Origin of the sequence: Mycobacterium sp. E3305 (genome assembly GCF_001666785.1) — a bacterium.
Taxonomy (GTDB): Bacteria; Actinomycetota; Actinomycetes; order Mycobacteriales; family Mycobacteriaceae; genus Mycobacterium.
In genome coordinates this window covers 1-23343 of sequence record NZ_LZJA01000164.1, presented here as the reverse complement: position 1 = coordinate 23343, position 23343 = coordinate 1, and the positions used below count along the sequence as shown (strand labels likewise).

Annotated in this window: 19 protein-coding genes and 1 pseudogene; 4 read left to right on the top strand and 16 right to left on the bottom strand. The window is 68.8% G+C overall.

Annotation, left to right across the window (positions count from 1 at the left end):
- Nucleotides 1–1124 (bottom strand): PPE family protein (locus tag A5701_RS15315; RefSeq protein WP_067755050.1); only part of this gene is annotated, 1124 nt, incomplete at its 3' end.
- Between the two features lie 131 nt (nt 1125–1255).
- On the opposite strand from A5701_RS15315, the pseudogene A5701_RS29150 reads away from it, so the two are divergent.
- A pseudogene (locus tag A5701_RS29150) lies at nt 1256–1924 on the top strand (DUF2275 domain-containing protein); the annotation flags it as partial.
- A gap of 147 nt (nt 1925–2071) precedes the next feature.
- Complete coding sequence (sigC, locus tag A5701_RS28950; RefSeq protein ID WP_231969178.1) at nt 2072–2629, top strand: RNA polymerase sigma factor SigC; 558 nt, start codon at nt 2072–2074, stop codon at nt 2627–2629.
- On the opposite strand, the gene A5701_RS15305 is transcribed toward sigC, so the two are convergent.
- The 4 genes from A5701_RS15305 to A5701_RS15290 are packed head-to-tail and all read right to left on the bottom strand — an operon-like array spanning nt 2626 to nt 6021.
- Entirely contained in the window at nt 2626–3351 is a 726-nt protein-coding gene (locus tag A5701_RS15305) for a cobalt-precorrin-6A reductase (protein WP_067755047.1), read from the bottom strand. The genes sigC and A5701_RS15305 overlap by 4 nt on opposite strands.
- Nucleotides 3351–4106 (bottom strand): precorrin-4 C(11)-methyltransferase, encoded by a 756-nt coding sequence (gene cobM, locus A5701_RS15300; RefSeq protein WP_067755044.1) that lies wholly within the window; start codon nt 4104–4106, stop codon nt 3351–3353. Before cobM ends, A5701_RS15305 begins: the two co-directional genes overlap by 1 nt.
- Nucleotides 4103–5275: a bifunctional cobalt-precorrin-7 (C(5))-methyltransferase/cobalt-precorrin-6B (C(15))-methyltransferase gene (locus tag A5701_RS15295; protein WP_067755036.1), complete on the bottom strand. Its 1173-nt coding sequence runs from the start codon at nt 5273–5275 to the stop codon at nt 4103–4105. Before A5701_RS15295 ends, cobM begins: the two co-directional genes overlap by 4 nt.
- Nucleotides 5272–6021 carry an SDR family NAD(P)-dependent oxidoreductase gene (locus A5701_RS15290; RefSeq protein WP_067755033.1) on the bottom strand — a complete coding sequence of 250 codons (750 nt, stop codon included), beginning with the start codon at nt 6019–6021 and terminating at the stop codon, nt 5272–5274. The genes A5701_RS15295 and A5701_RS15290 overlap by 4 nt, the downstream gene beginning before the upstream one ends.
- Before the next feature lie 35 nt (nt 6022–6056).
- Between A5701_RS15290 and A5701_RS15285 the strand changes: the two genes are divergently transcribed.
- Nucleotides 6057–6470, top strand: a complete 414-nt coding sequence (locus A5701_RS15285) for a F420-dependent biliverdin reductase (RefSeq protein WP_067755029.1) — start codon at nt 6057–6059, stop codon at nt 6468–6470.
- Nucleotides 6471–6675: 205 nt separating this feature from the next.
- Here A5701_RS15285 and A5701_RS27540 read toward each other — a convergent pair whose 3' ends face one another.
- The 4 genes from A5701_RS27540 to A5701_RS15260 all read right to left on the bottom strand — a co-directional run bounded on the left by A5701_RS27540 (nt 6676) and on the right by A5701_RS15260 (nt 13799).
- Nucleotides 6676–7206, bottom strand: coding sequence for a TNT antitoxin family protein (locus A5701_RS27540; protein WP_082969762.1), 531 nt, complete (start codon nt 7204–7206; stop codon nt 6676–6678).
- On the bottom strand, nt 7203–10280 hold the full coding sequence (locus tag A5701_RS29205; RefSeq protein ID WP_082969761.1) for a glycohydrolase toxin TNT-related protein: 3078 nt from the start codon (nt 10278–10280) through the stop codon (nt 7203–7205). Before A5701_RS29205 ends, A5701_RS27540 begins: the two co-directional genes overlap by 4 nt.
- A gap of 88 nt (nt 10281–10368) precedes the next feature.
- On the bottom strand, nt 10369–12636 hold the full coding sequence (locus tag A5701_RS15265; protein ID WP_067755011.1) for an alpha/beta hydrolase-fold protein: 2268 nt from the start codon (nt 12634–12636) through the stop codon (nt 10369–10371).
- A gap of 35 nt (nt 12637–12671) precedes the next feature.
- Nucleotides 12672–13799 (bottom strand): Xaa-Pro peptidase family protein, encoded by a 1128-nt coding sequence (locus A5701_RS15260; RefSeq protein ID WP_067755008.1) that lies wholly within the window; start codon nt 13797–13799, stop codon nt 12672–12674.
- A 102-nt stretch (nt 13800–13901) separates the two neighbouring features.
- On the opposite strand from A5701_RS15260, the gene A5701_RS15255 reads away from it, so the two are divergent.
- A complete protein-coding gene (locus A5701_RS15255) occupies nt 13902–14882 on the top strand; it encodes a 5'-3' exonuclease (protein WP_067755004.1) in 981 nt (326 codons plus the stop codon).
- Nucleotides 14883–14886: 4 nt separating this feature from the next.
- On the opposite strand, the gene A5701_RS15250 is transcribed toward A5701_RS15255, so the two are convergent.
- The 7 genes from A5701_RS15250 to pafA form a co-directional block, all read right to left on the bottom strand.
- Entirely contained in the window at nt 14887–15627 is a 741-nt protein-coding gene (locus A5701_RS15250) for a DUF4333 domain-containing protein (RefSeq protein WP_067755000.1), read from the bottom strand.
- A gap of 81 nt (nt 15628–15708) precedes the next feature.
- A complete protein-coding gene (locus A5701_RS15245) occupies nt 15709–18513 on the bottom strand; it encodes an RNA helicase (protein WP_067755056.1) in 2805 nt (934 codons plus the stop codon).
- Nucleotides 18503–19471: a twin-arginine translocase subunit TatC gene (gene tatC, locus A5701_RS15240; protein ID WP_156670104.1), complete on the bottom strand. Its 969-nt coding sequence runs from the start codon at nt 19469–19471 to the stop codon at nt 18503–18505. Before tatC ends, A5701_RS15245 begins: the two co-directional genes overlap by 11 nt.
- A 45-nt stretch (nt 19472–19516) precedes the next feature.
- Nucleotides 19517–19804 carry a Sec-independent protein translocase subunit TatA gene (gene tatA, locus A5701_RS15235; RefSeq protein WP_067754997.1) on the bottom strand — a complete coding sequence of 96 codons (288 nt, stop codon included), beginning with the start codon at nt 19802–19804 and terminating at the stop codon, nt 19517–19519.
- A 72-nt stretch (nt 19805–19876) separates the two neighbouring features.
- Complete coding sequence (locus A5701_RS15230; protein ID WP_067754994.1) at nt 19877–20848, bottom strand: YafY family protein; 972 nt, start codon at nt 20846–20848, stop codon at nt 19877–19879.
- Entirely contained in the window at nt 20845–21840 is a 996-nt protein-coding gene (locus A5701_RS15225) for a YafY family protein (protein WP_067754991.1), read from the bottom strand. The genes A5701_RS15230 and A5701_RS15225 overlap by 4 nt, the downstream gene beginning before the upstream one ends.
- A gap of 188 nt (nt 21841–22028) precedes the next feature.
- Nucleotides 22029–23343 (bottom strand): Pup--protein ligase (gene pafA / locus A5701_RS15220; RefSeq protein ID WP_067754988.1); only part of this gene is annotated, 1315 nt, incomplete at its 5' end.

Sequence of the window (23343 nt, the reverse complement as noted above, 5' to 3'; positions counted from 1 at the left end):
CCGGCGCCCGGCCCGCCGCCGAACGGTCCGCCACCGGCCGGTGCGGCCACCGTCGATGCGGGGGCGCTGGACATGGTCTGGGCGTTGCTCACGCTCGCCGGAGCGGTGCCGATCGCCGGCGCCGGCGCGGTCGCCATCGGCGCCGGCGCGGGCGCGGGCGCCGGCAGCGGCGCGGCGGCCGACAGCGGGACGGCGACGCTGATCGCGGTGACCGCGGCCGCCGCTCCCCCGGCCGCGGCGGCGCCCAGCACGGACACCACCATCGGCGCCAGCACCACCGCCATCTGGATGGCGGCCTGCATGAAGGGCCAGAAGATCATCAGCGTGTGAAAGATCGCCCAGCCCAGGGCGCTGGAAAGCGCCGGCGATAGCCCCAATTGACCGAAGAACGAGGCGAGGCCGTTGACGAATGGCACCGGCGGAAACGGCCAGCCACCGGGGTTGAGGTCTTTGGAGACCGGCCAAGCGAAATTCTTCGTGTACTGCTGCAACCAGGCGGTGAGCTGGTCCTGCCAGGACGGATAGGTCCGCGCCGGTTGCGGCGTGTCGGCGGCCTGCGCGCTTGCGACGCTCGCCTCCGCGGCCGGGGCCACGATCATGGGCGCGGGCGTGGTGGTGGGGACCGCCGCGAGCGCGGATTCGGCGGCCACTTGGTAGGTGGTCATCGTCGTGGCGGCTTGCACCCACATGCGCGCGTAGTCGGCCTCGTTGACGGCGATGGGAATGGTGTTGATGCCGAAGAAGTTCGTCGCCACCAGCGCCGCGTGCGTCGCGTGGTTGGCGGCGAGCTCGGGCATCGTCGGCATGGCAACCAGTGCCGCGGTGTAAGCCCCGGCCGCCGTCTCGTGCAGCGCCGCGGCCGTCGCGCTCTTGGCGGAGCCCTCCAGCAGCCAGGCCAGGTACGGGGCGTGGGCCGCGACGTACTGCTCGGCGGTGGGCCCCTCCCACGCGCCGCCCTGCACGGCGCCCAGGAGCCCGGTGAGTTCCTCTGCGGCTTCGGCGTATTGGCTGCTCATCGACGACCATGTCGCGGCGGCGGCGAGCATCGGCCCGGCTCCGGGCCCGCTGCTGAGCAGCGTCGAGTGCACCTCGGGCGGGAAGGCGATCCAGATCGGGGCGGTCACCGTCGGGGGTTTTCGGGCAGGAACACGAATACCTCTTCGAATGTCGGGGCTGTTGACGTCCAGTGGTCGGTTCGCCGGACGGATTAGTTCCCGCCGGCTGATTTCGGGGGCTCTTTGCGCCCGGCCCGGGCATGCGCAACGATGCAGGGATGCGGTGTGACGCGGCGCGTGAGGCGCTTTCGGCCCGACTGGACGGCGAGCGTCCCCAGGCGCTCGCGCGGCAGGTCGATGCCCATCTCGAATCGTGCCGGCGCTGCCGCTCCTGGCTCATCGGCGCCGCCGCGCAGACCCGCCGGCTGGCGTCGGTCGAGCCGGTCGACGGGCCCGACCTGGTGTCGCGAATCATGGCGAACATTGGCGAAGAGTCCTCCGGCCACCAGCGCAGGATGCGTTGGCTGCGTTCGCACTACCGGCGGTGGGGACTGATCGCGGTCGGGCTGTTCCAGGTGGCGATCGCCGCCGCGCAGATCAGCGGTGTCGATTTCGGCATGGTGTCCAGCCACATGCACGGCGCGATGTCCGGCGAGCATCTGATGCACGAGTCCACCGCCTGGTTGCTGGCATTGGGTCTGGCGATGGTGGCCGCCGGCGTCTGGCCGGTCACCGCGATTGGGGTGGCGGCGATTACGGGCGTCTATTCGGTCGCGCTGCTGGGTTACGTGATCGTCGACGCGTTCGCCGGCGAGGTCACTGCGACGCGCATCGCCAGCCACATGCCCCTGCTGCTGGGCCTCGCGTTCGCGTTGCTGGTGGCGCGGGAACGGGTGCGATCGGACCGGATGGGCGCGTCCGATGCTGCGGACGGCGCGGCCTGGCCAGCCGAGTCCCCCGCAGTCAGGCGCCGCGCTCACCTGTGGCCCATCAACCGGTCCGCCGCCGACCCCGCCGCAGCCGCTACGACAGGCCGTCGTAGACTCACTGAGCCCGCGAAACAAAGGTGGTTCGCCATGATCGCGTCCAGCGATGACGAGGCCGTTACCGAGCTCGCGTTGGCCGCCGCGCGTGGGAACGACCGGGCGCTCGAGGCGTTCATCAAGGCCACCCAGCAGGACGTGTGGCGGTTCGTCACCTATCTGTCGGACGCGGGCAGCGCCGACGACCTGACTCAAGAGACGTTCCTGCGCGCGATCGGGGCGATCGAACGGTTCTCCGGGCGTTCGAGCGCCCGGACCTGGCTGCTTTCCATCGCGCGACGCGTGGTGGCCGACCACATCCGCCACGTCCAGTCGCGGCCGCGCTCCGCCCCGGGCGCCGACCCGGAACACGTGATGCGCGGCGATCGCCACGCCCGCGGATTCGAAGACCTGGTCGAGGTCACCACGATGATCGCGGGACTCACCGCCGAGCAACGAGAAGCCTTGTTGCTCACCCAGTTGTTGGGTTTGCCCTACGCCGACGCGGCGGCGGTGTGCGGCTGCCCGGTGGGCACCATCAGGTCCCGCGTCGCGCGCGCCCGTGACGCGCTGCTGGCCGCAGACGTCGAGCGCGACGACCTGACGGGCTAATTCAGCCGCGTCACCCATTCGACGGCCTCGTCGACGCTGGCCACCGCCGTCACCCCGGGCGGCAGCGGCGGCCGCGCGACCATCACCACCGGAATGCCCAGCGCCACGGCCGCATCCAGCTTCGCCCGCGTCATCGCCCCACCGCTGTTCTTGGTGACCAGGGCGTCGATGTGGTGTTCCCGCATCAGCGCGACCTCGCCGTCGTAGCGATACGGCCCGCGGGACAGGACCAGCTGGTGGCGGCGCGGCAGCGAGGAGGGGTCGGGTTCGGTGACCGCGCGGATCAGAAACCACGCGTCGCTGCCGGCGAAGGCCCTGGTCCCCGAACGCCCGGTGGTGAGAAATACCCGCAAAAATCGCTCTTGCGCAACGGTTTCCGCCGCCCGCAAGTCGGATTCCACCACGATCGCGGAGCCGGGCTCCCACGCCGGACGGGCCAGCACCAGGTGCGGCATCGACAGTTCACCGCACGCTTGCGCCGCGTGCGCCGTCATGGCCGCCGCGAAGGGGTGGGTCGCATCGACCACCGCGTCGATACGCTCGTCGAGCAGCCAGCGCCGAAGCCCCTCGACGCCCCCGAAGCCGCCGATGCGGACGGGACCGACCGGCAACGCGGGGTCGGGTACCCGCCCTGCCAGGGAGCTGACGATGTCGATGTCCGGGTGGAGCGCCTTCGCCAGCGCGCGACCTTCGGCCGTGCCGCCGAGCAGCAGCACTCGCATCAGTGCCGGCTCCCCCGCGTCCGCCCGGTCGAATAAAGGTAGCTGTCGGTGAACCCCTCGGCGGCCAGCACGTCGCCGACGACGATCACCGCGGTCTTGGTGATGCCGGCCCGGTGCATCTGGTCGGCGAGGTCGGCGAGCGTGCCGCGCATCACCACCTCTTGCGGCCAGCTCGCGAAAGCCACGACCGCGGCCGGTGTTTCGGGTCGATAGCCGCCGTCGAGAAGTTGCGGGACGATGGTGTCGATCTGGGCCGCCGCGAGGTGCAGGACCAGGGTCGCGCCCGAACGGGCGAGGCTGGCCAGGTCCTCACCGGCCGGCATTGCGGTCGACAGGGTGGCGACCCGGCTCAGCGTCACGGTCTGGGCGACGCCGGGGACGGTGAGCTCCCGCTTCAGCGCGGCCGCAGCCGCGGCGAAAGCCGGTACGCCGGGCACGATTTGGTAGTCGATGCCCCGCGCGTCGAGCCGTCGGCATTGTTCGGCCAGCGCGCTGTAGAGGGACGGGTCACCCGAATGCAGCCGGGCCACGTCGTGACCGGCCGCGTCGGCGTCGGCGAGTTCGGTGATGATCTGCTCCAGCGTCAGCGGTCCGGTGTCGACGATCTTCGCGTCGGGCGGGCAGAGCGCCAGCAGATCGTCGGGCATGATCGACCCCGCGTACAGGCATACCGGGCAGGACTCGAGCAGTCGCTGGCCGCGGACGGTGATCAGGTCGGCGGCGCCCGGACCCGCGCCGATGAAGTAGACCGTCATTTCGTCATCGTCCACTGGGTGACCGGCATCTGCGGCCGCCATCCGGTGAAGCCGCCGAGCGGCTCGCCGTGATAGTGCTGGAAGCGTCGCAGTTGGCCTCCCGCGCGCGAATATGATTGTGCCAGTAAGGCTTCAGATTCCGCGGTGACCGCATTGACCACGAGGCGCCCGCCGGCCGCCAGCGCGTCGAGGCAGGCATCGAGGAGGCCGGGTTGGGTGAGGCCGCCGCCGACGAAGATCGCCGACGGCGGCTCGGTGGCGCCGAACGCGCCCGGGGCCTCGCCGCGCACGTCGATGGGGGCGCCGAATGCTGCGGCGTTGGCTGCGATGTTGTCGCGACGTCGTTCGTCCCGCTCGAAAGCCACTGCGCTGCAACCTTTTCCGATAAGGCACCATTCGACGCTGATGCTGCCGGAGCCCGCGCCGACGTCCCAGAGGCGTTCACCCGGGCGCGGGGCCAGTGCCGCGAGTGTCACCGCGCGGATTCCGTGTTTGGTGATCTGCCCGTCGTGGGCGAACGCTTGGTCGGGCGGCGACGACGTCCGTTCGTCGGGCAGGTATCGGATGGCGATGGTGTTGAGGTCGTCGACGTCATCGGGTGGCTCAGCGGCCCAGTGGCTTGCGGTGCCGTCACGACGCTGTTCGGTTGGGCCGCCGAGGTTTTCCAGAACGGTGAACTCGGAGTCGCCGCGACCGTGCGCGTCGAGGAGAGCGGCGAGTTCTCTCGGTGTGGTGGCGTTTTTCGAAAGCACGACGGCTTGGCCGCCGCGGCGGATCGCGGTGTGCGGTTGCGCGGTGACCAGGCTGATCACCTCCGTGTCGTGGCGGTTCCAGCCCATTCGGGCGCACGCCAGCGTCACCGAGGACACGTGCGGCAGCACCCGGACTCGCCCGGGGCCGTGGAGCCGGATCAACGTTCCGCCGATGCCGTGCAGGAGCGGGTCGCCGCTGGCCACCACATGCACGTCCGCGGTGTGGTCGTCGAGCAGCGTCTGCAGCGCGGGCAACATCGGCGAGGGCCACTGCCGGCGGGGTGCGGTTAGCGTTTCGTCGAGCAGGTCGAGTTGCCTTTTCGATCCGTAGATTATTGTCGCCCTTCGCAATTCATCGCGAGACGTCTGAGCGAGCCCGGCCATGCCGTCGGCGCCGATGCCCACCACGATGATCATCGCGGCATCCTGCGCCAGACGAACTGCGGCAGCAGCCGCATCACGGCGGCAGCCGGCCCCAGCGCCCAGGGGATCCACACGGTGCGTCGGCCCTTGGCCAGCGCGCGCGCGGTCGCTTTGGCCACCTGGGTGGGTGTGCTGGACAGCGGCGCGGGATCCATGCCCTGCGTCATGCGCCCGATCACGAAACCCGGGCGGGCGATCAGCAGTTTGACGCCGGTGCCGTGCAGGGCGTCGGCCAAGCCGCTGGCGAAGCCGTCCAGGCCGGCCTTGGCCGAGCCGTAGACGTAGTTGGCGCGACGCACGCGCGCGCCCGCGATCGAGGAAAACACGACCAGTCGGCCTGTGCCGGCCTCGCGCATCGCGGCCGCCAGGTGGGTGAGCATGCTGACCTGGGCGACGTAGTCGGTGTGCACGACGGCGACCGCGTGGGCGGCGTCCGTCTCGGCGAGGGCTTGGTCGCCGAGGATTCCGAAGGCCAGTATCGCGGTGGCGATGGGTCCGTGGTCGGCGATGACCGCGGCGACCAGGGGGCCGTGGGAATCCAGGTCGTCGGCGTCGAATTCTCTTGTGTGCACCGTCTTGGCACCGGCGGCTTTGAGCGTGGCGACCTGGTCGTCGAGTTGGTCGGCCTTGCGCGCCGCCAGCACCACCGTCGCCCCGGGCGCCAGGAGGCGGGCCAGCTCGATGCCGATCTCGCTGCGCCCGCCCAGGACTAGTACTGGTCCCGCGCCCGTGTCGCCCACGGCTGCGATTATGTCCTGCGCTAGCGTGGGCGGTGATGGCGAATACCACTACCCGGCTCACCGACGATGCGCTGGCGTTCCTGTCCGAACGGCATCTGGCCATGCTGACCACGCTGCGAGCCGACAATTCGCCGCATGTCGTGGCGGTGGGGTTCACCTTCGACCCGAAGACGCACATCGCCCGGGTGATCACCACCGGCGGCTCGCAGAAGGCGGTGAACGCCGACCGGGGCGGGGTGGCGGTGCTCAGTCAGGTCGACGGCGCGCGGTGGTTGTCGCTGGAGGGCCGGTCCAAGGTCAACAGCGATGCCGACGCCGTCCGCGATGCCGAACTCCGCTACGCCCAGCGCTACCGCACCCCACGGCCCAACCCGCGGCGGGTGGTCATCGAGGTGCACGTGGAGCGGGTGCTCGGGTCGTCGGGCTTGCTGGATCGGGGCGAGACGTAGGGCGGTTGGACGCCGGTCAGCCGCCGGGTCGTGGAGAAAACCGTTGTATTGATCATGCGTAAGTTCATAATATTCTTCATAATCGACAATACCGTTGACCTACTGGTATTGAGGCGTAATAGTGACCCGAAATCAATTCACGCCGATAAGATATCGTTTTCGTTCGTTGAAACGTAGGCCGGAAGAAACTGCATTGCCCTGCTTGCTATATCGAGCCTGACGGTTTCACTTCGAAGAGTGGCTTGCCTTCGGGAGACTGATATGAATCTTCTATCATTTTTACGGTTGCATCAAGGTAATGAGATAACTCGACAAGGTCCTCCACACCGGCAATAGCCACAACCTTGCCCGTGTCGTCAATCAAGGTGTGGCGATCGCGTCCAGCAAATGATTGCTTGCCAATACTATATCCCGGCTGCAGTTGGTCGCGCCGGAATGGCACCCTTAACCGAGGTAGCTTCGCACCACGGACCGATCCCCCAAACAATCCGTACATGTATTTCTCTACCACCTGCATCGTCCGTCCTGCGAAATCGTATGATTCGGGCCCCATCCGATCAGAAGATGTCACGACGTACCACCCATCTCTGCTTCCGATGAAGTACCGGACTTCACCACCGGTGTTCCAGATGACCGTTCGACCGTCGTGCGCTTGGCTCCCCTGCACCATGCCCAAACCTGCCCGACGAATCCAGCTTTGTAGGTGGGGAGTGAGATCCACGGTGCCTGTCGTCAATTCAGAACTCCTCGGTCTTTCAGTTTGTCGACGATCTGGGCCTTTCCATCCGCATCAAAGAACCGAACTTGGATCGACCCACCCGGCTGACCCACCCCGGGCGCGACCTCTGATACTTCAATGGTCCAGCCTTCTGGTAGTTCGCCAAAGGTGTAGCGGTTGTAAGGGTCGCGGAGGCTGTTGACGTGAAGGGCCCTCCCCTCCCATGAAGCCGCTTGGCCGTCTTCCATAACAGCGAGATACTTTCCGTTGATTTTGCCGACTCGATCAAACATCGAGCCATAGTCTCGCAAGAAGGATGCAGCATCGGTGTAAGCAACCCGCGTTCCCGGAGCGGCACCGCCATTGAGGGGGAACTTAGCCCACTCTTGGCCTTCTGGCCCTACGTCATTGAAGCGTTCTGCATATTCCTGCTTCGTATACGCGTGTCCTTGCGGATCGCGGCCATATGGTGCTTCGGGATCATGGATAAGCTTGGCCACGTCAGCGTCAATCTTGCTGGGATCGACCGGATCGTCGGTGAAGTCCCAGTGGTGATCCAACGGATTGCCGTAGTCCGGGTCGAGCGCCTCATCCGGCAGTCGATGCCATCCGTCCCCGGCGGGCTCATGTGAATGCACGGGGTCCTGACGTCCACCATCCGGAGAGTCGCCATGGCCTTGTCCCGGCGGCCCGTCGCCGTCTCGCGGGTCCCCATCATCGCGACCACCGAGCGACTCGCCGTCGCCGTGTCCTCCTCGGCCCGATGACTTTCCGTCCCGCTTATCGCCAGCCGGGTCACCATCGCGGTGCCCGCTCGGTTCTCCGACATCCGGCGGCTTACCGTACGGTGGACCAGCGTCGTCTGGGCTGTGCCAGCCGCGGCCGGGCGCAGGCATTTCCGCCGGGCGCCCGCCCAGGGTGGTGAAGTGCGGTGCAGATGCGGCGGGCGTGGCGGGAGCTACCGGGGCGGCCGCCAACCTTGGAGCGCTGGCACTGGCTGGTGCGGCCTCAACCGGCGACCCGCTCATCCCTACCGGCGCACGCGCCGGCGAATGTTCGGCTAGTGGCGCGACGCTGGCCGGCATACGTTCACCCGCTGCGGCGGCTATGGCCGCCGGAGCTGACGCGGGCGCCGTGGTCGGTAGCGGTTCCCGTGAATCGCCGATGGGCGTGGGTAACGATTCATGGGGACGCTCGGACGGCACCGAAACCGGCTCGTGGGGTCTGCCGGCAGGAACCGATCCTGGTTCGTGCGGACCGACACCCGCAGGTGCAGCAGGAGCCTCTACCGGCGCCGAGAACGGATCGTGCGGCCCACCGGCCAGAGGCGCCGCCGGCACGGGAGCTGGCGCCCGCTCACCAGGCGGTTCCGGAGCGCCCGACGGGGCTGGTGCAGTCCCCGCAGGGTCGTGCGGACCGCCGCCCGCGGGTGCGGGTGCGGGCTCACCAGGTCCACCCGCACCACCAGGGCGGGAAGAGTCCGGCGGCGTCGGACCGTGATCGACCTGTCCGTCGGGCGCGCCCGCCGGCGCATCAGCCGGATGAGGCGCCGACTCAACCGGTGGCTCCGCAATTTTTCCTGGCGACAAATTAACCGGGGTACCACCGGCCAGCGGATCGCCCTTGGGCAGGTCCTCACCAAGGTTTTGGAGGTCTTTTGTCAGATCGCCGCCGGTCTCGCCGATGTCATTTAGCGCACTACCAAGGCCGCTCACTTCGCCGGCCGCGCCGGCGACACCTTGGGCCGCCTTCTCGCCGTCGGCCAATCCCTCGCCCGCCCTGGCGCCACCTGCGGCAGCCCCCACACCTTCCGATCCGGCCTTCACCGCGGCGCCGCCCGCCGCAAATGTCGCGCCGTCGAAGATGAACTCCCCGACTGCCAGCCCCGGCCGACCGGAGGTCAAATCATCCCAGTGGGTAAGACCTTTCGCGAGCCCGAGGTCGTTCTTCAGTGCGCCCTCGGGATCGAAGAGCGCGTACGCCGGGATCGATCTCAACGCACTCTGATCCAGTGCCGCCCAACTGGCCGCAGCGCCTTTGGGATCGAAGGCGAACCGGCTCGGGTCAAGCTGGTCCTGCAATTCGGCAATGCCGACTGCGCTCTTGAAGATTCCCTCACCGGCATCCGCGGTGAGGGCGAAGTCATCCGCCACAAACTTGCCGACGGTCTCGCCCAGAAATTCGACCAGCTGCCCGCGCACGTAGGTTTTCAGGTCGCCGACCAGACCGTCGATGATCTGCATCCCCGTTTTGATGACGTGCTCGCGGGCCTGCGCTTCCCGCTTCATGTTGTCCAGGACGTCGTTGATGTCTCGCACGATCTTCTCCAGCTCATCGGCCGCATCGCCTTCGAAGATCAACATCACGTCATGGGCAAGATTGGTCAGGCCTGCCAGGCGGCCCAAGAGATCCCGAATCTTGTTCTGTGCGTTCTCCACAACGTTCGCGAATTCGTCCAGAGCCTTTGCCAGGTCGTCGCACCGACCGGCCAGCTTCTCCAATTTGCTGCCCAGTTCGGACAACACCTGCTGCACCAATTGAGCTTCGGGGACCTGCTGCCCGGCGACCACCGACTTCGGACCGTCAAGCCCGTGCCCCACCGCACGAAGTGCATCGCCGAAGCCTCGCCAACATCCGGCAGCCGCGTGCATTCCGACCCCGTTGCCGTTGGGCCAGACGTCGTCGACCAACGCCTCCACCACGGCCCACAGCAGCGGTTGAGCGACCCCGGCGCCCACGGTCCTGGGGCGGCCCGGAGGCGGGAAGTCCTGCGGTTGCGCGGGCGTGGGCAGCATGTGGCCGCTCCCTCGGACATTGGATGCCGCCTCGGCCCGCGAGTAATTGGACGCGCACAGCTGCACCTTGGCCCCCAGGTACCTGCACGCGAAGACGCCGGCCGCCGCCCCGTTCAGCAGCGACTGGGCCGCATTCTGATACCCCAACCCGAACATTAACCCGGCCGCATCCTGGCCGCTGTTGATCCCGAAGCCCGCGGTGAGCGGTCCCAATGCTGCCGCCAAGCCCTCGCCGACAGCATCCACGGCGCTCCCCGCGACGAACATCGCCTCGGGATCAACCACCAACGGAGCCACGCGCGAATTCTCGCCGGAACCGCGCGCGGCCGCTATTCACCCAATGATGGCTTGGAAAAGCTAGCGAGGATCTCTGCAAAGCCGCAACTCATTTATCAACAGCCCGCGCGGCCAGCGTGATGCGGTGCCGTCCGACCGGCACCGCCACGGTCGGTTCGGCCGGTTGGCCGTCGAGGTGAACGCTGACCCCGGCGGGCAGGCCGCTCAGCGTGATCCGCGCGGCGGTGTCGGTGGCCATCATGATGGTCGACGCCGGCAACGCGGCCAGGCCGGCGCGCCGCACATCCACCGTGATTGCGGCGACGCCAGTGAGCCGCAGCGTGAGATACGGCAGCGGACTCACGGGCGGGCCTACCCGCCAGTCCAATTCGCTGTACACGCCCGGGGTCGGGTCGAAGTTCAGCACGAACCCGCGATGGTGCCGAACGGTGTGTGTCGGGTCAGGGCGCGCATACGAACGCGCGTCGACTTCGGCGATGGCCCCGCGCCGCGCCGTCACCGCAGGGTCCGCGGCCAGGCCGGACAACCACCAGACCCGATGCGGCCCGATGCCCAGGTCGTCGCGCACCAATTGCGGGTGCCAGGCGAACGTGATGTGCCCCGGATCGGCCTGGCGCAGGCCGGTTTCCATGTGGGCGATCGGGTCTTCGAACTTGTCCTGCAACACCCAGGCGAGGTGATCCTCGAGCGGATACACCGTGAAGCGATGTCGGTAGCCCAGCCGATCGAGTTCGAGGGCCTGCTCGGCGGCCGACGGGAACGGCACCAGCTCGTCGACCAACCCGTGCGCGATCACATAGGGCAGCCAGCGTGCGTTGACCAGCAGCTTCCAAGTGTCGCCCTCGCGGGCACAGGGCGAGTCCGGGTCGAGGTCGGCCGGGATGTCGACGTCGGGAAGTAGCCGCACCCCGCACGTCGGCGGGCCGGCAAGGACGACCGCCTGCGAAAACACCTGCGGGTAGGTCAATCCCAGCTTGTAAGCCGCGTAGCCGCCCATCGAGTAGCCGGAGATCACCGTGCGATTGGGATCGGTGCCCAGTTGTTCGGCGACGCGCGCCCACACTTCCCAGACATCCAGTTCTCCGGTGTCGAAGTACCACGTCGACGGGCCACGGGCCAGCGGCGTGATCACCACCGAGTCGCGCCCCTCGCACACCTCGTGCAGCAGGCGGGGGTCGATCGCGGCGAATTGGCTCTGCCCCAGCGCCAGCGAATGCAGCAGCAGGGTCAACGGCAGCGTCCGGCCCGGCTTGAAACTCGATGGCAGGCATACCGAATACGGCTGCACCCGACCGAGGAACTGCGGCTTGGTGCTCAAGATGTCGTCGGCGGCCCACCCTTGTTCCAAGCCCTGACCCAGCTCGATCGAGGACACGTACCACCGGGTCGACGGCCCGGTGATCACCGGCTCGGGCTCGGTCTCGCCGGCTGCCAACCGATCCCACTCCACGGTCAGGGCGAACTTCGACACGTCGCCATGGGTCAGCGCGTCGGCCTGGGCGGCATCCGACCAGAAATTCAGGTGCGGCGCCTCCTGCTCGGTCGTGCGAAACGCGACGTTATAGACGTTTGGTTGCCCGGGCAGCGCGCCATGCTCGGCCGGCACGTCGGCGAACCCGTCGCCCGCCGCGTTGGCCAGCCCCGCTGCCAGCCGCACCGTCCAGCTGCCGGCGGGCTCCAGCACGGCCCGCGGCACCTGCGCGATAAACGATCGGGACCCCATGTCGACGCTGTGTTGCACCGGCGTCGTGGACCGGGTGGTCAGGTCGATCAGCGCGGCTCCGCTACCGGAAACCAGCAGGGCCATGTCGATCCCGGGCGAGCGCACCCCGGCCCCCGCGGGCCACTGCTCCGGCGCGCTGCGGGCGGGACCGGTGTCGAAAGTGAACAGGGCGATGGGGACCGACGCGTCCAACAATGTGTTCCAGTCGATCCGCCACCACGTGTGGGTCGCGGTGAGCCCCACCGCCACCCGGAAGATATCTGCGCCGTTGCGGGCCGCCGGGCCGTCGGGATAGATGTAGGTGCCGCGCGGCGGCGCCTGCACTTTCAGGTCACCGACCGGCAGGCCGGTCGCCCCGTGGTCGTCGTACAGAAAGTCGGTCCAGAACAGGGCACCGCCGGCCAACCGGCCCGCGCCGCACGTGCGCGGAAACTCTTCCCCGAACGGCCATCCCGACGGCACCGGTAGTTGCGGCTCTGGGCGCAGCGCCGCCGGCGGCACCCCCTCGGGCATGCCGTCGACCACGACGAGCTCAGCTGCTGGTGCCGGTGCCGTCGCGGCGGGATGGACCAGCGTGTCGGCGATGTGGCGTGCGATGCGGATCGGGAGGAGAGTCAAATCCAGAAGTGACATCAAGCCCCAACGTACGCGCCGGTGCGCCTCGGCTGCTACGGCACCGGCACCACGATGAGCTCGTGCGGCCGGTTGTTGACGGGCAGGGCGCCGTCTTCGGTCACGACGACGATGTCCTCGATGCGGGCGCCCCACCGGCCCGGAAAATAGATCCCGGGCTCGATCGAGAAGGCCATGCCCGCGGCCAGCGGCAGGTTGTTGCCCGCGACGATGTAGGGCTCCTCGTGCACCGATAACCCGATGCCGTGGCCGGTGCGGTGCACGAACACCTCCCCGAGTCCGGCGGCAGTAAGCACATCGCGCGCCGCCGCGTCGACCTGTTCGGCCGTCACGCCCGGGCGCACCGCATCCACGGCCGCCAGTTGTGCCCGATGCAGCACCGAATAATGTTGTGCTACTTCAGGATTTGGCTCACCGATGCTGTAGGTGCGGGTCGAGTCGGAATGATAACCCGGCTCGTAGGCGCCGCCGATATCGACGACGACGATGTCACCCACCTGCAGTTCGCGGTCCGAGTAGCCATGGTGGGGGTCCGCGCCGTGCGGACCGGAGCCGACGATGATGAACGCCACCTCCGAATGGCCCTCGGCGACAATCGCTTCCGCGATGTCGGCGGCCACGTCGGCCTCGGTGCGGCCGGGGACCAGAAACTCCGGCACCCTAGCGTGCACGCGGTCGATGGCCGCGCCGGCTTTGCGCAGCGCATCGATCTCGCATTCCTCCTTGACCATCCGCAGCGTCCGCATCACGCCGGTGGCCAGGATCGGCAATACCCCCAGGACACCGGCCAGCGGCAGCAGGTGCAGCGCCGGCATGGAGTCGGTGACGGCGGTCGCGGCGGGAGCACCCCCCAACGCGGCGCCCACCAATTGGTAGGGGTCGTCCCCGTCGACCCAATCCCGCACCGCCAGACCCAGTTCCGCGATCGCCGACCCCTTGAGCGACGCCAGCTCCAGCCGCGGCACCACCACCGTCGGGTCCCCGGACGCCGGCAGCACCAGCGCGGTGAACCGCTCGAGCGTCTGGGCGCGCGACCCCACCAGGTAGCGCAGGTCGTACCCGGGAGTGATCACCAGGCCGGACAACCCCGCGTCGGCGGTCGCGGCGGCCGCCGCCGCCAGCCGGTGGGCATACACCCCGGTGTCGAACCGATGAGATTCCATGGCAGCCAGGCTAACCGGTCCGACGAACGCCGACTTGGTGCGCCGATTACGTTGGGTGGTCGACGAGAAGCCGACGCCCGGCAGCGTGAGACGATAACCCGCATGCCATCGGCCCCACGTACGACCGGCGAACCGCCGCTATTGCTGCTCGACGGGGCCAGCATGTGGTTCCGGTCGTATTTCGGGGTGCCGTCGTCGATCACCTCCCCGGACGGCCGGCCGGTCAACGCCGTCCGCGGATTCATCGACTCGATGGCCGTCGTGATCAGCCAGCAGCGTCCCAGCCGGCTGGTGGTCTGCCTGGACCTGGATTGGCGGCCGCAATTCCGGGTGGACCTCGTCCCGTCCTACAAGGCGCATCGAGTCGCGGAAGCCGAGCCCGAGGGCGAACCCGACGTCGAGGAGGTCCCCGACGATCTGACGCCGCAGATCGACATGATCATGGAGTTGCTGGACGCCTTCGGCATCCCGACGGCGGGCGCCGAAGGTTTCGAGGCCGACGATGTGCTCGGCACGCTGGCCGCCCGCGAACGCCACGACCCCGTGGTGGTGGTCAGCGGCGACCGCGACCTGCTGCAGGTGGTGTCCGACGATCCGGTGCCCGTCCGAGTCCTCTACCTGGGCCGGGGGCTGACCAAGGCCACCCTGTTCGGTCCGGCGGAGGTCGCCGAACACTACGGCGTGCCCGAACACCGGGCCGGCGCCGCCTACGCCGAGTTCGCGCTGATGCGCGGCGATCCCTCCGATGGCCTGCCGGGCGTCCCGGGTGTCGGGGAGAAGACGGCCGCGACCCTGCTGGCCCAGCACGGCTCGCTCGAACAGATCCTGGCGGCCGCCCACGATCCGAAATCGAAGATGGCCAAGGGTCTGCGCTCGAAACTGCTGGGCGCGACGGACTACATCGACGCCGCGGAACAAGTGGTCCGGGTGGCCACCGACGCACCCGTCAGCCTGTCGACCCCGACCGACGCCCTGCCGCTGGCGGCCGACGACCCGCACCGCACCGCGGAGCTGGCGACCCGACTGGGCGTCGGGTCGTCGATAGGGCGGTTGCAGAAAGCGCTCGACGCGCTGCCGGACTGACCGACTACTGCGGGCGGCCCACTTCGTAGGTGCCCTTGTTGTCCTGGAAGGTCACCGTCACGTGCTTGGGGGCTCCGTCGATGCTGACGTCGCAGTCGAACGTGGCGCCCTTTTTGACGGTCGGGTTCTGGCCGTGGTTGCACTTGACGTTTTGGACGTTCTTGGCGCCGTAACCGTTGGTTTCGTCGGAAAGGACCTGCTGCACACCCGCCTGCGCCTTATTCACGTCCAGCTTGGTGGTGACGAAGAACCCGGGCTGCCAGAAGCCGAGCACCAGCACGACGGCGATGAGCAGGAAGGCGATCACCCCGCCCACGCCGGCGATCACGGCGACCGACCGCTTCTTGGGCGGCTGCTGCTCATATGGCGCGTACTGCTGCGGGTACTGGCCCGGCTGCCCGTACTGCCCGGGCTGGCCATACTGGCCGGGCTGGCCATACTGGCCCGGCTGCCCGTACTGACCCGGCTGGCCGTACTGACCCGGCTGGCCGTACTGGCCGGGCTGCGCGTACTGGCCGGGCTGCGCGTAGCCGGGCTGCTGGGGGTATTGCTGCGGATACGCCTGTTCGGCCGGCTGCTGGTACTGCGGGTACTCGGCGGGCGGCGTGTAGGCCGGGGCCTGCCACGTCGCCTCCTGGCCCGGCTGCTGCTGCCACGGCGAACCGACCTGGGTCGGTTCGGACGACTGATCGCTACCTTGGCCGGGAGGTTGCCACTGCTGCTCCGGTCCCTGCGGTCCGCTCATCGTCTCTCCTCAGCCCCTTAGTGTCTTGGCACGCACTCTCGGCGTTGTGATTGATTGGATCTACGGTAGCTTCGGCACAGCCTACCCGGCGTCAACAGCGACGACGCCGCGCCGAACGTCATTGATGGCGCGCTTGGCCGTGGCCCGCAACTCGGGATCGGGGGCGGCGTTGCGGACCTGGTCCAACAGATCCAGCACCTGGCGGCACCAGCGGACGAAATCACCCGCCAGCAGCGGCGAGCCGGCGCCGGCCGGGTCGACGGCCGCCAGGGCCGCGGCCAGGTCACCGGTCTTGGCCCAGCGATAGATGACGTTGACGAAGCCGTCATCGGGTTCCCGGCTCGGCGCGATCCGATGGGTCTGTTCGTCGGAGCGCAACGCGTACGACAGCCGCGACGTTTGCTGCAACGCCTGTCGCACCCGCTGAGTGGGCGCCTCGGCGGCGAACGCCGCGCGCGGGCCTTCACCACCGCGGCTCTCGTACAGGACCGCCGAGACCACCGCCGCCAACTCGGGCGGTTTCAGATCGGCCCACGCGCCGGTCCGCAGGCACTCGGCGACCAGCAGATCGCTCTCGCTGTAGATGCGGGCCAGCAGCCGGCCGTCGTCGGTGACGTGGGGATCGGTCTCCGGGCCCTGGATGAAGCCGCGCTCGGTGAGCAGGCCGACGATCCGGTCGAAGGTCCGCGCCAGCGAATTGGTCGCGGCGGCAACCTTTTTCTCCAGCTGCGCGTTGTCCCGTTCGATGCGCAGATAGCGCTCGGCCTGCCGGACTTGCGACTCCAGCCCGGCGCTGTTGTGCGACGGGTGCCGGCGCAGCTCCTCCCGCAACGAGGCCAACTCCGGGTCGTGGAACGCCCCGTCGTGGTCGCCACGGTCGCCGCGGCGCCTGGCCGGAACGGCCAGCCCGGCCGCCGCCGACCGCAGCGCCGACGCCAGGTCACGCCGGACCCGCGGCTGGCGGTGCTCGACCCGCTTGGGCAACGGCATCGACCCGACCGGAGCCGACGCGCCCGAGTAGTCGGCCGTGGAAATCCTTCCCGCCCAGCGGTTTTCCGTGAGCACCAACGGGCGCGGGTCATCGCCGTCGCGGGCCGATTCCAGCACCACCGCCAGCCCGCCGCGCCTGCCATGGGTGATGTTGATGATGTCGCCGCGCCGCAGCGCGGCCAGGGCGTCGCTGGCCGCCTGACGGCGCTGCAGACGCGACGCGCGGGACTGCGCGCGCTCCATCTCCGAAATGCGGGCGCGCAGCCGCGCGTAGTCGAGGATCGGGGCCTGCGGGCCGCCCAGCTCGGCGGCGATCTCGGCGAGCATCGCGTTGCCGCGCTCGATTCCGCGGACCAGGCCGACGACGGAGCGGTCGGCCTGATACTGGGCGAACGACTGCTCCAGCAGCCGGTGCGCCTGCTCGGGCCCCATCTGCTGCACCAGGTTGATCGTCATGTTGTACGACGGGGCGAACGAGCTGCGCAGCGGGAAGGTGCGGGTGGAGGCGAGGCCCGCCACGGCGGACGGCTCGGTGTTCTCGTCCGTGGGATTCCACAGGACCACCGCGTGACCCTCGACGTCGATGCCGCGCCGCCCGGCGCGGCCCGTCAGCTGCGTGTACTCCCCCGGTGTCAGCGGCATGTGCTGCTCGCCGTTGAACTTGACCAGCCGCTCGAGCACCACCGTGCGGGCGGGCATGTTGATGCCGAGCGCCAGCGTCTCGGTCGCAAACACCGCCTTGACCAGACCGGCGGTGAACAGCTCCTCGACGGTGTGCCGGAACACCGGCAGCATCCCGGCGTGGTGGGCCGCCAGGCCGCGCAGCAGCCCCTCCCGCCACTCGTAGTAACCGAGCACCGCCAGGTCGGCGTCGGCGAGATCGCCGCAGCGGTGGTCGATCACCTCGGCGACCTGCGCCCGTTCCTCCTCGGTGGTCAACCGGAGCGGCGAGCGCAGACACTGCTGGACGGCGGCGTCGCAGCCGGCTCGAGAGAACACGAACGTGATCGCCGGCAGCAGCCCCTCGGAGTCCAGCGTCGCGATCACGTCCGCCCGCCCCGGTGGCCGGTAGAACCGCGGCCGGCCGGGCGCGCCGCGTCCACCGCGCCCGCGCCGCGGCTGCCAGTCCGACATCCGGTCGGCCTCCCGGCGATGCGCGATGTGGCGCACCAGGTCCGGGCTGACGCGCGCCTCGTGGCCGGCGACCGGCTGCCCGCCGGCTTCCGAGCTGCGGTAGTCGAAAAGGTCGAAGAGCCGCTTGCCCACCAACACGTGCTGCCACAACGGCACCGGCCGGTGCTCGTCGACCACCACGGTGGTATCGCCCCGCACCGTCTGGATCCAGCCGCCGAATTCCTCGGCGTTGCTCACCGTCGCCGACAGGCTGACCACCCGCACCTCGTCGGGCAGGTGCAGGATCACTTCCTCCCACACCGGGCCGCGCATCCGGTCGGCCAGGAAATGCACCTCATCCATCACGACGTAGGAAAGCCCTTGCAGCGCAGGCGAATCGGCGTAAAGCATGTTGCGCAGCACCTCGGTGGTCATCACCACCACGGGGGCGTCGGCGTTCACCGACATATCACCGGTCAGCAGGCCGATCCGGTCGCGGCCGTAGCGCGCGATCAGATCGGTGTGCTTCTGGTTGCTCAGCGCCTTGAGTGGCGTGGTGTAGAAGCACTTGCCGCCGGCGGCCAGCGCCAGGTGCACGGCGAACTCCCCCACCACCGTCTTGCCGGCGCCGGTCGGGGCGCACACCAGCACGCCGTGGCCTCGTTCCAGCGCCGCGCATGCGCGCTGCTGGAAACCGTCGAGCGCGAAGGGCAATTCGGCGGTGAACCGGGTCAGCTCGACGAGCTCCGTTGCGTCCTGCGGCACCGACGGTTTAGGTGACATCGTCATGCTGACCGGCGGTGAACGACGGCTCCCGCGCCGGCTCGTGTATCGGTGCGGGCGCCTCGATGACCGAGGCCTCGTCGTCCGGGATCGCTGTCTGCGCTTCGCGCTTTGCCTTCCGCCTGTCATGCAGGCGGGCGATCTGGATGGCGAACTCCAGCAGCACCGACAGCGCCACGCCCAACGCGGTCATCGAGAACGGATCGGACCCGGGCGTGAAAACCGCGGCGAACACGAACATCCCGAAGATCAGGCCGCGCCGCCAGGACTTGAGCCGCTCGTAGGTCAGCACGCCCGTCATGTTGAGCATCACAATGAGCAACGGGAACTCGAAGCTGACCCCGAACACCACCAGCAGGTTGATCAGAAACCCGAAGTACCGGTCCCCGGACAGCGCGGTCACCTGCACGTCGCTGCCGACCGTCAGCAGGAAGCCCAGCGCTTTGGACAACACGAAGTAGGCCAGGATCGCGCCCGTGACGAACAGCGCCGCCGCGGGGATCACAAATCCGACCGCGAAGCGGCGCTCCTTTTGGTACAGCCCCGGCGTGATGAACGCCCAGAGTTCGTAGAACCACACCGGGCAGGCCAGCACCACCCCGGCGGTCAGCCCGACCTTGAGCCGCAACATGAACTGGTCGAACGGCGCCGTGGCCAGCAGCCGGCATTGACCGTCGGCGCTGATGCTGGCGCGCGCCGACTGAGGCAGGGAACAGTACGGGTGGCGCAGCCACTCGCCGAGGCTTTCCAGCCCGAAGATCGAGTGCGAATACCAGAAGAACCCGAAGATCGTGGTGATCAAGATGGCGGCCAGCGACAGCAGCATCCGGGTGCGCAGCTCGGTCAGGTGATCGACGAGCGACATCGTCGCGTCGGGGTTGGTGCGGCTGCGCCTGTTACGCGGATTGAGACGCTTCAGCACGCCGGCAGTGCGCGCTGAAACCTTGAAAACTTTCACGACGCTCGTTCAGTAGCGCTCGGGCCCCGCGACGATGACGGCGGGCTACGCCGGGCGTGCTTCGGTGTGCCCCTGCTCGGCCGCCGGAGCGTCGACACGCTGCGACTGCACGGGAGTGGGGTTCGCCGCGGAGGGGGCGCTGTTGGTCGCGCTGTTGGTCTCCAAAGCCGACGACTCCGCTTTGTTCTCGGTCTGCATTTCGCGCAGCTCAGACTTGAAGATGCGCATCGACTTGCCCAACGAACGTGCTGCATCGGGGAGCTTCTTGGCACCGAAGAGCAGGATCACCACCACGGCGAGGATCGCCCAGTGCCACGGACTAAGACTGCCCACTTTGATTACCTCCAGACGTCTACCCGATGCTACCGCAGCGCGGCGATACACCGGACCGCCCGCGCCGTGGCCTCAGGGGGCAAGCGCCCGGTAGGACTCGAGGGCCGCCGCCGCCGCATCCCGGACACGTACTGCCAGCGACTCCGGTTCAAGCACCCGCACGGCCGACCCGAAGCCCAGCACCAGGCGGGTCATCCAGTCCTCGGAGGCGTAGGTCATCACCGCCTCGCAGGACCCGTCCGGCAGCTCCCGCACTTCGCGCATCGGGTAGTACTCGAACATCCACGACGCCGAGGGCGCGATCCACAGCTTGGCCGACGGCAGCGACGGGTCGCCGTCGAACAGGGAGGTGTCCGGCGGCGCCTGTAGCGCCAGTTCGGGCGGGGCCGCCGGCTCGTCCAACTCGGTGGCGTCGACGATGCGGTCGAAGCGGAACAGCCGCACCCCTTCGGCCTCGCGTGACCAGGCCTCCAGGTAGCTGTGGCCGCCGATCAGCAGCACGCGGATGGGGTCGACGATCCGGCTGGTCAGGGCGTCGTGCGACGCGGAGTAATAGTCGATGGCCAGCGCGTGTTTGGACTGCACCGCGGTGCGCACCGCGGCCGCGGCGTGGCTCTCCGCGGGCGCCTGCTCGTCGACCGCTGCCGCCGACCCGGTGGCGTCCTGCCCGACGGCACCCGCCGCGGCCTCGATCTTGGCGATCGCGCTGCGCGCCGCCTCCGGATCCACAACGCCCGGAATGTCGGCGAGCGCGCGCAGGGCCACGAGCAGACCGGTGGCCTCGGGCGAGGTGAGTTTGAGGGGCCGGTCGATGCCCGCGGAGAAGGTGACCTCGATGGTGTCGCCGGCGAATTGGAAGTCGATCAGATCGCCCGGGTAGTAGCCGGGCAGCCCGCACATCCAGAGCTGGTTGAGGTCCTCTTCCAGCTGCTTGGCGGACACCCCGAGGTCGGCGGCGGCCTTGGCGCGGGTGACCCGCGGGTTGGCCTGGAAGTACGGCACCATGTTGAGCAGCCGGACCAGGCGTGTGGATATGGCGGTCACGACGGCCCCCCGCCGTCCAGGTGGGAGCCAAGCCGCGCCAGGACGTCGTCGCGCAGCTGCTGCGGTTCGAGCACGACCGCGTCGGCCCCATAGCCGGCGATGTCGCTCGCCAGCCGGTCGCTGGATCCGATGTCCAGTTCGATCACCTCCCCGTCGCGGCCGCCCAGTTGCCGCGCGCCGGTGGACCGCCCAGCGCGCCGCAGCGCGGTGGCCCGCCCGTCGGCGACCCATACCCGCGCCTGCCCACCGGTCGGCGTCTCGGCGATCGTCCGGGCCACGATATGGCGCAAATCCACATCCGCGGGCACCACCACCGCCCCGGCCGGGCCGATCGGCCGGACCTCGGCGCCGATCCGCGACAGCCGGAAGGTCCGGGTGGCGTCGCGGTCGCGATCATGACCCACCAGGTACCAGCGGCCCTTCTGGGTGACGACGCCCCACGGCTCCACGGTGCGCACGCTGTACGGCTCGGCGCGCGAGGGCCGGTGCGGGAACTGCACCGCCTGCCGGGAATCGATGGCCGACAGCAGGATTCCGAGAACCTCTTCCGAACCGCGCAGCCCGGGCACCCCGGCCGGTGAGGCGATCGCCACCGGCGCATCGGGGTCGACGTCCACGCCCGCGGCGCGCAGCTTGAGCAGCGCACCCTGGGTGGCGGTGATCAATTCGGGCGACTCCCACAATTGGGTCGCGACGGCTACCGCGGCCGCCTCGTCGGGAGTCAGCTCGACCGCCGGCAGCGCGTAGGCGTCCCGGTTGATCCGGTACCCCTCGGTGGGCTCCATGGCCGACGCCCTGCCCACCTCGAGCGGGATGCCCAGGTCGCGCAGCTCGTTCTTGTCCCGCTCGAACATGCGGGAGAAGGCCTCGGCGCTCGGGCTGTCCGCGTAACCGGCCACGCTGGACCTGATCTTCTCCGCGCTGATGTAGCCGCGGGTGGACAGCAGGGCGATGACGAGATTGACCAACCGCTCGACTTTCGAGGTCGCCATTCGCACCAGGTTATAACCGTCGCCCGTGGTGCGCCTGCACCGGCCTGCGAGTCGCAGTTTTCACAATTGGCACATCAGTCACTAGTTCGCCGGGACCACCGGCTCGACGGATTTGATAGCGCCCGCGATATCAGTCGTGGCGCGCATCGGTGGGTACGAGCGACGGGTGTGGCAGCTGTGACCAGAAACTACATGCTGGCGATCAGCCGCTTGACCCGCTCGTCGACCGCCCGGAAGGGGTCCTTGCACAACACGGTCCGCTGGGCCTGGTCGTTGAGCTTGAGGTGCACCCAGTCGACGGTGAAGTCGCGGCCCGCAGCCTGAGCGGCGCTGATGAATTCGCCGCGCAGCCGCGCCCGGGTGGTCTGCGGCGGGTGGTCGACGGCCTCCGCTATCTCCTCGTCGGTGGTGACGCGCGCCGCCAGGCCCTTGCGCTGCAGCAGGTCGAACACGCCGCGCCCACGCTTGATGTCGTGATAGGCCAGGTCCAGCTGGGCGATCTTGGGGTCGGACAGCTCCATGCTGTAGCGGTCCTGGTAGCGCTGGAACAGCTTGCGCTTGATCACCCAGTCGATCTCGGTGTCCACCTTGGCGAAGTCCTGGCTCTCGACGGCGTCTAGCTGACGCCCCCACAGGTCGACGACCTGCTCGATCTGGGCGTTGGGCTCGCGGGTCTGCAGGTGTTCGACGGCGCGGCTGTAGTACTCGCGCTGGATGTCCAGGGCGCTGGCCTGCCGGCCGCCGGCCAGCCGCACGGGCCGCCGCCCGGTGATGTCGTGGCTGACCTCGCGGATGGCGCGGATCGGGTTGTCCAGCGAGAAGTCACGGAAGGGGACGCCGGCCTCGATCATCTCCAGCACCAGCGCGGCGGTGCCCACCTTGAGCATGGTGGTGGTCTCGCACATGTTGGAGTCGCCGACGATCACGTGCAGCCGCCGGTACTTCTCGGCGTCAGCGTGCGGCTCGTCTCGGGTGTTGATGATCGGACGGCTGCGGGTGGTAGCCGAGGAGACGCCCTCCCAGATGTGCTCGGCGCGTTGCGACAGGCAGAACGTCGCCGCCTTCGGGGTCTGCAGCACCTTGCCGGCCCCGCAGATCAGCTGGCGCGTGACCAGGAACGGCAGCAGCACATCGGAGATCCGGGAGAACTCGCCGGCCCGCACGATCAGGTAGTTCTCGTGGCAGCCATACGAGTTGCCCGCCGAGTCGGTGTTGTTCTTGAACAGGTAGATGTCGCCACCGATGCCCTCGTCGGCCAGCCGCTGCTCGGCGTCGATCAGCAGGTCTTCCAGCACCCATTCGCCGGCCCGGTCGTGGGTGACCAGCTGCACCAGGCTGTCGCACTCGGCCGTCGCGTACTCGGGGTGGCTGCCCACGTCGAGGTACAGGCGGGCGCCGTTGCGAAGAAAAACGTTCGAGCTGCGCCCCCACGACACGACGCGCCGGAACAGGTACCGGGCGACCTCGTCCGGCGACAGCCGGCGATGGCCGTGGAACGTGCAG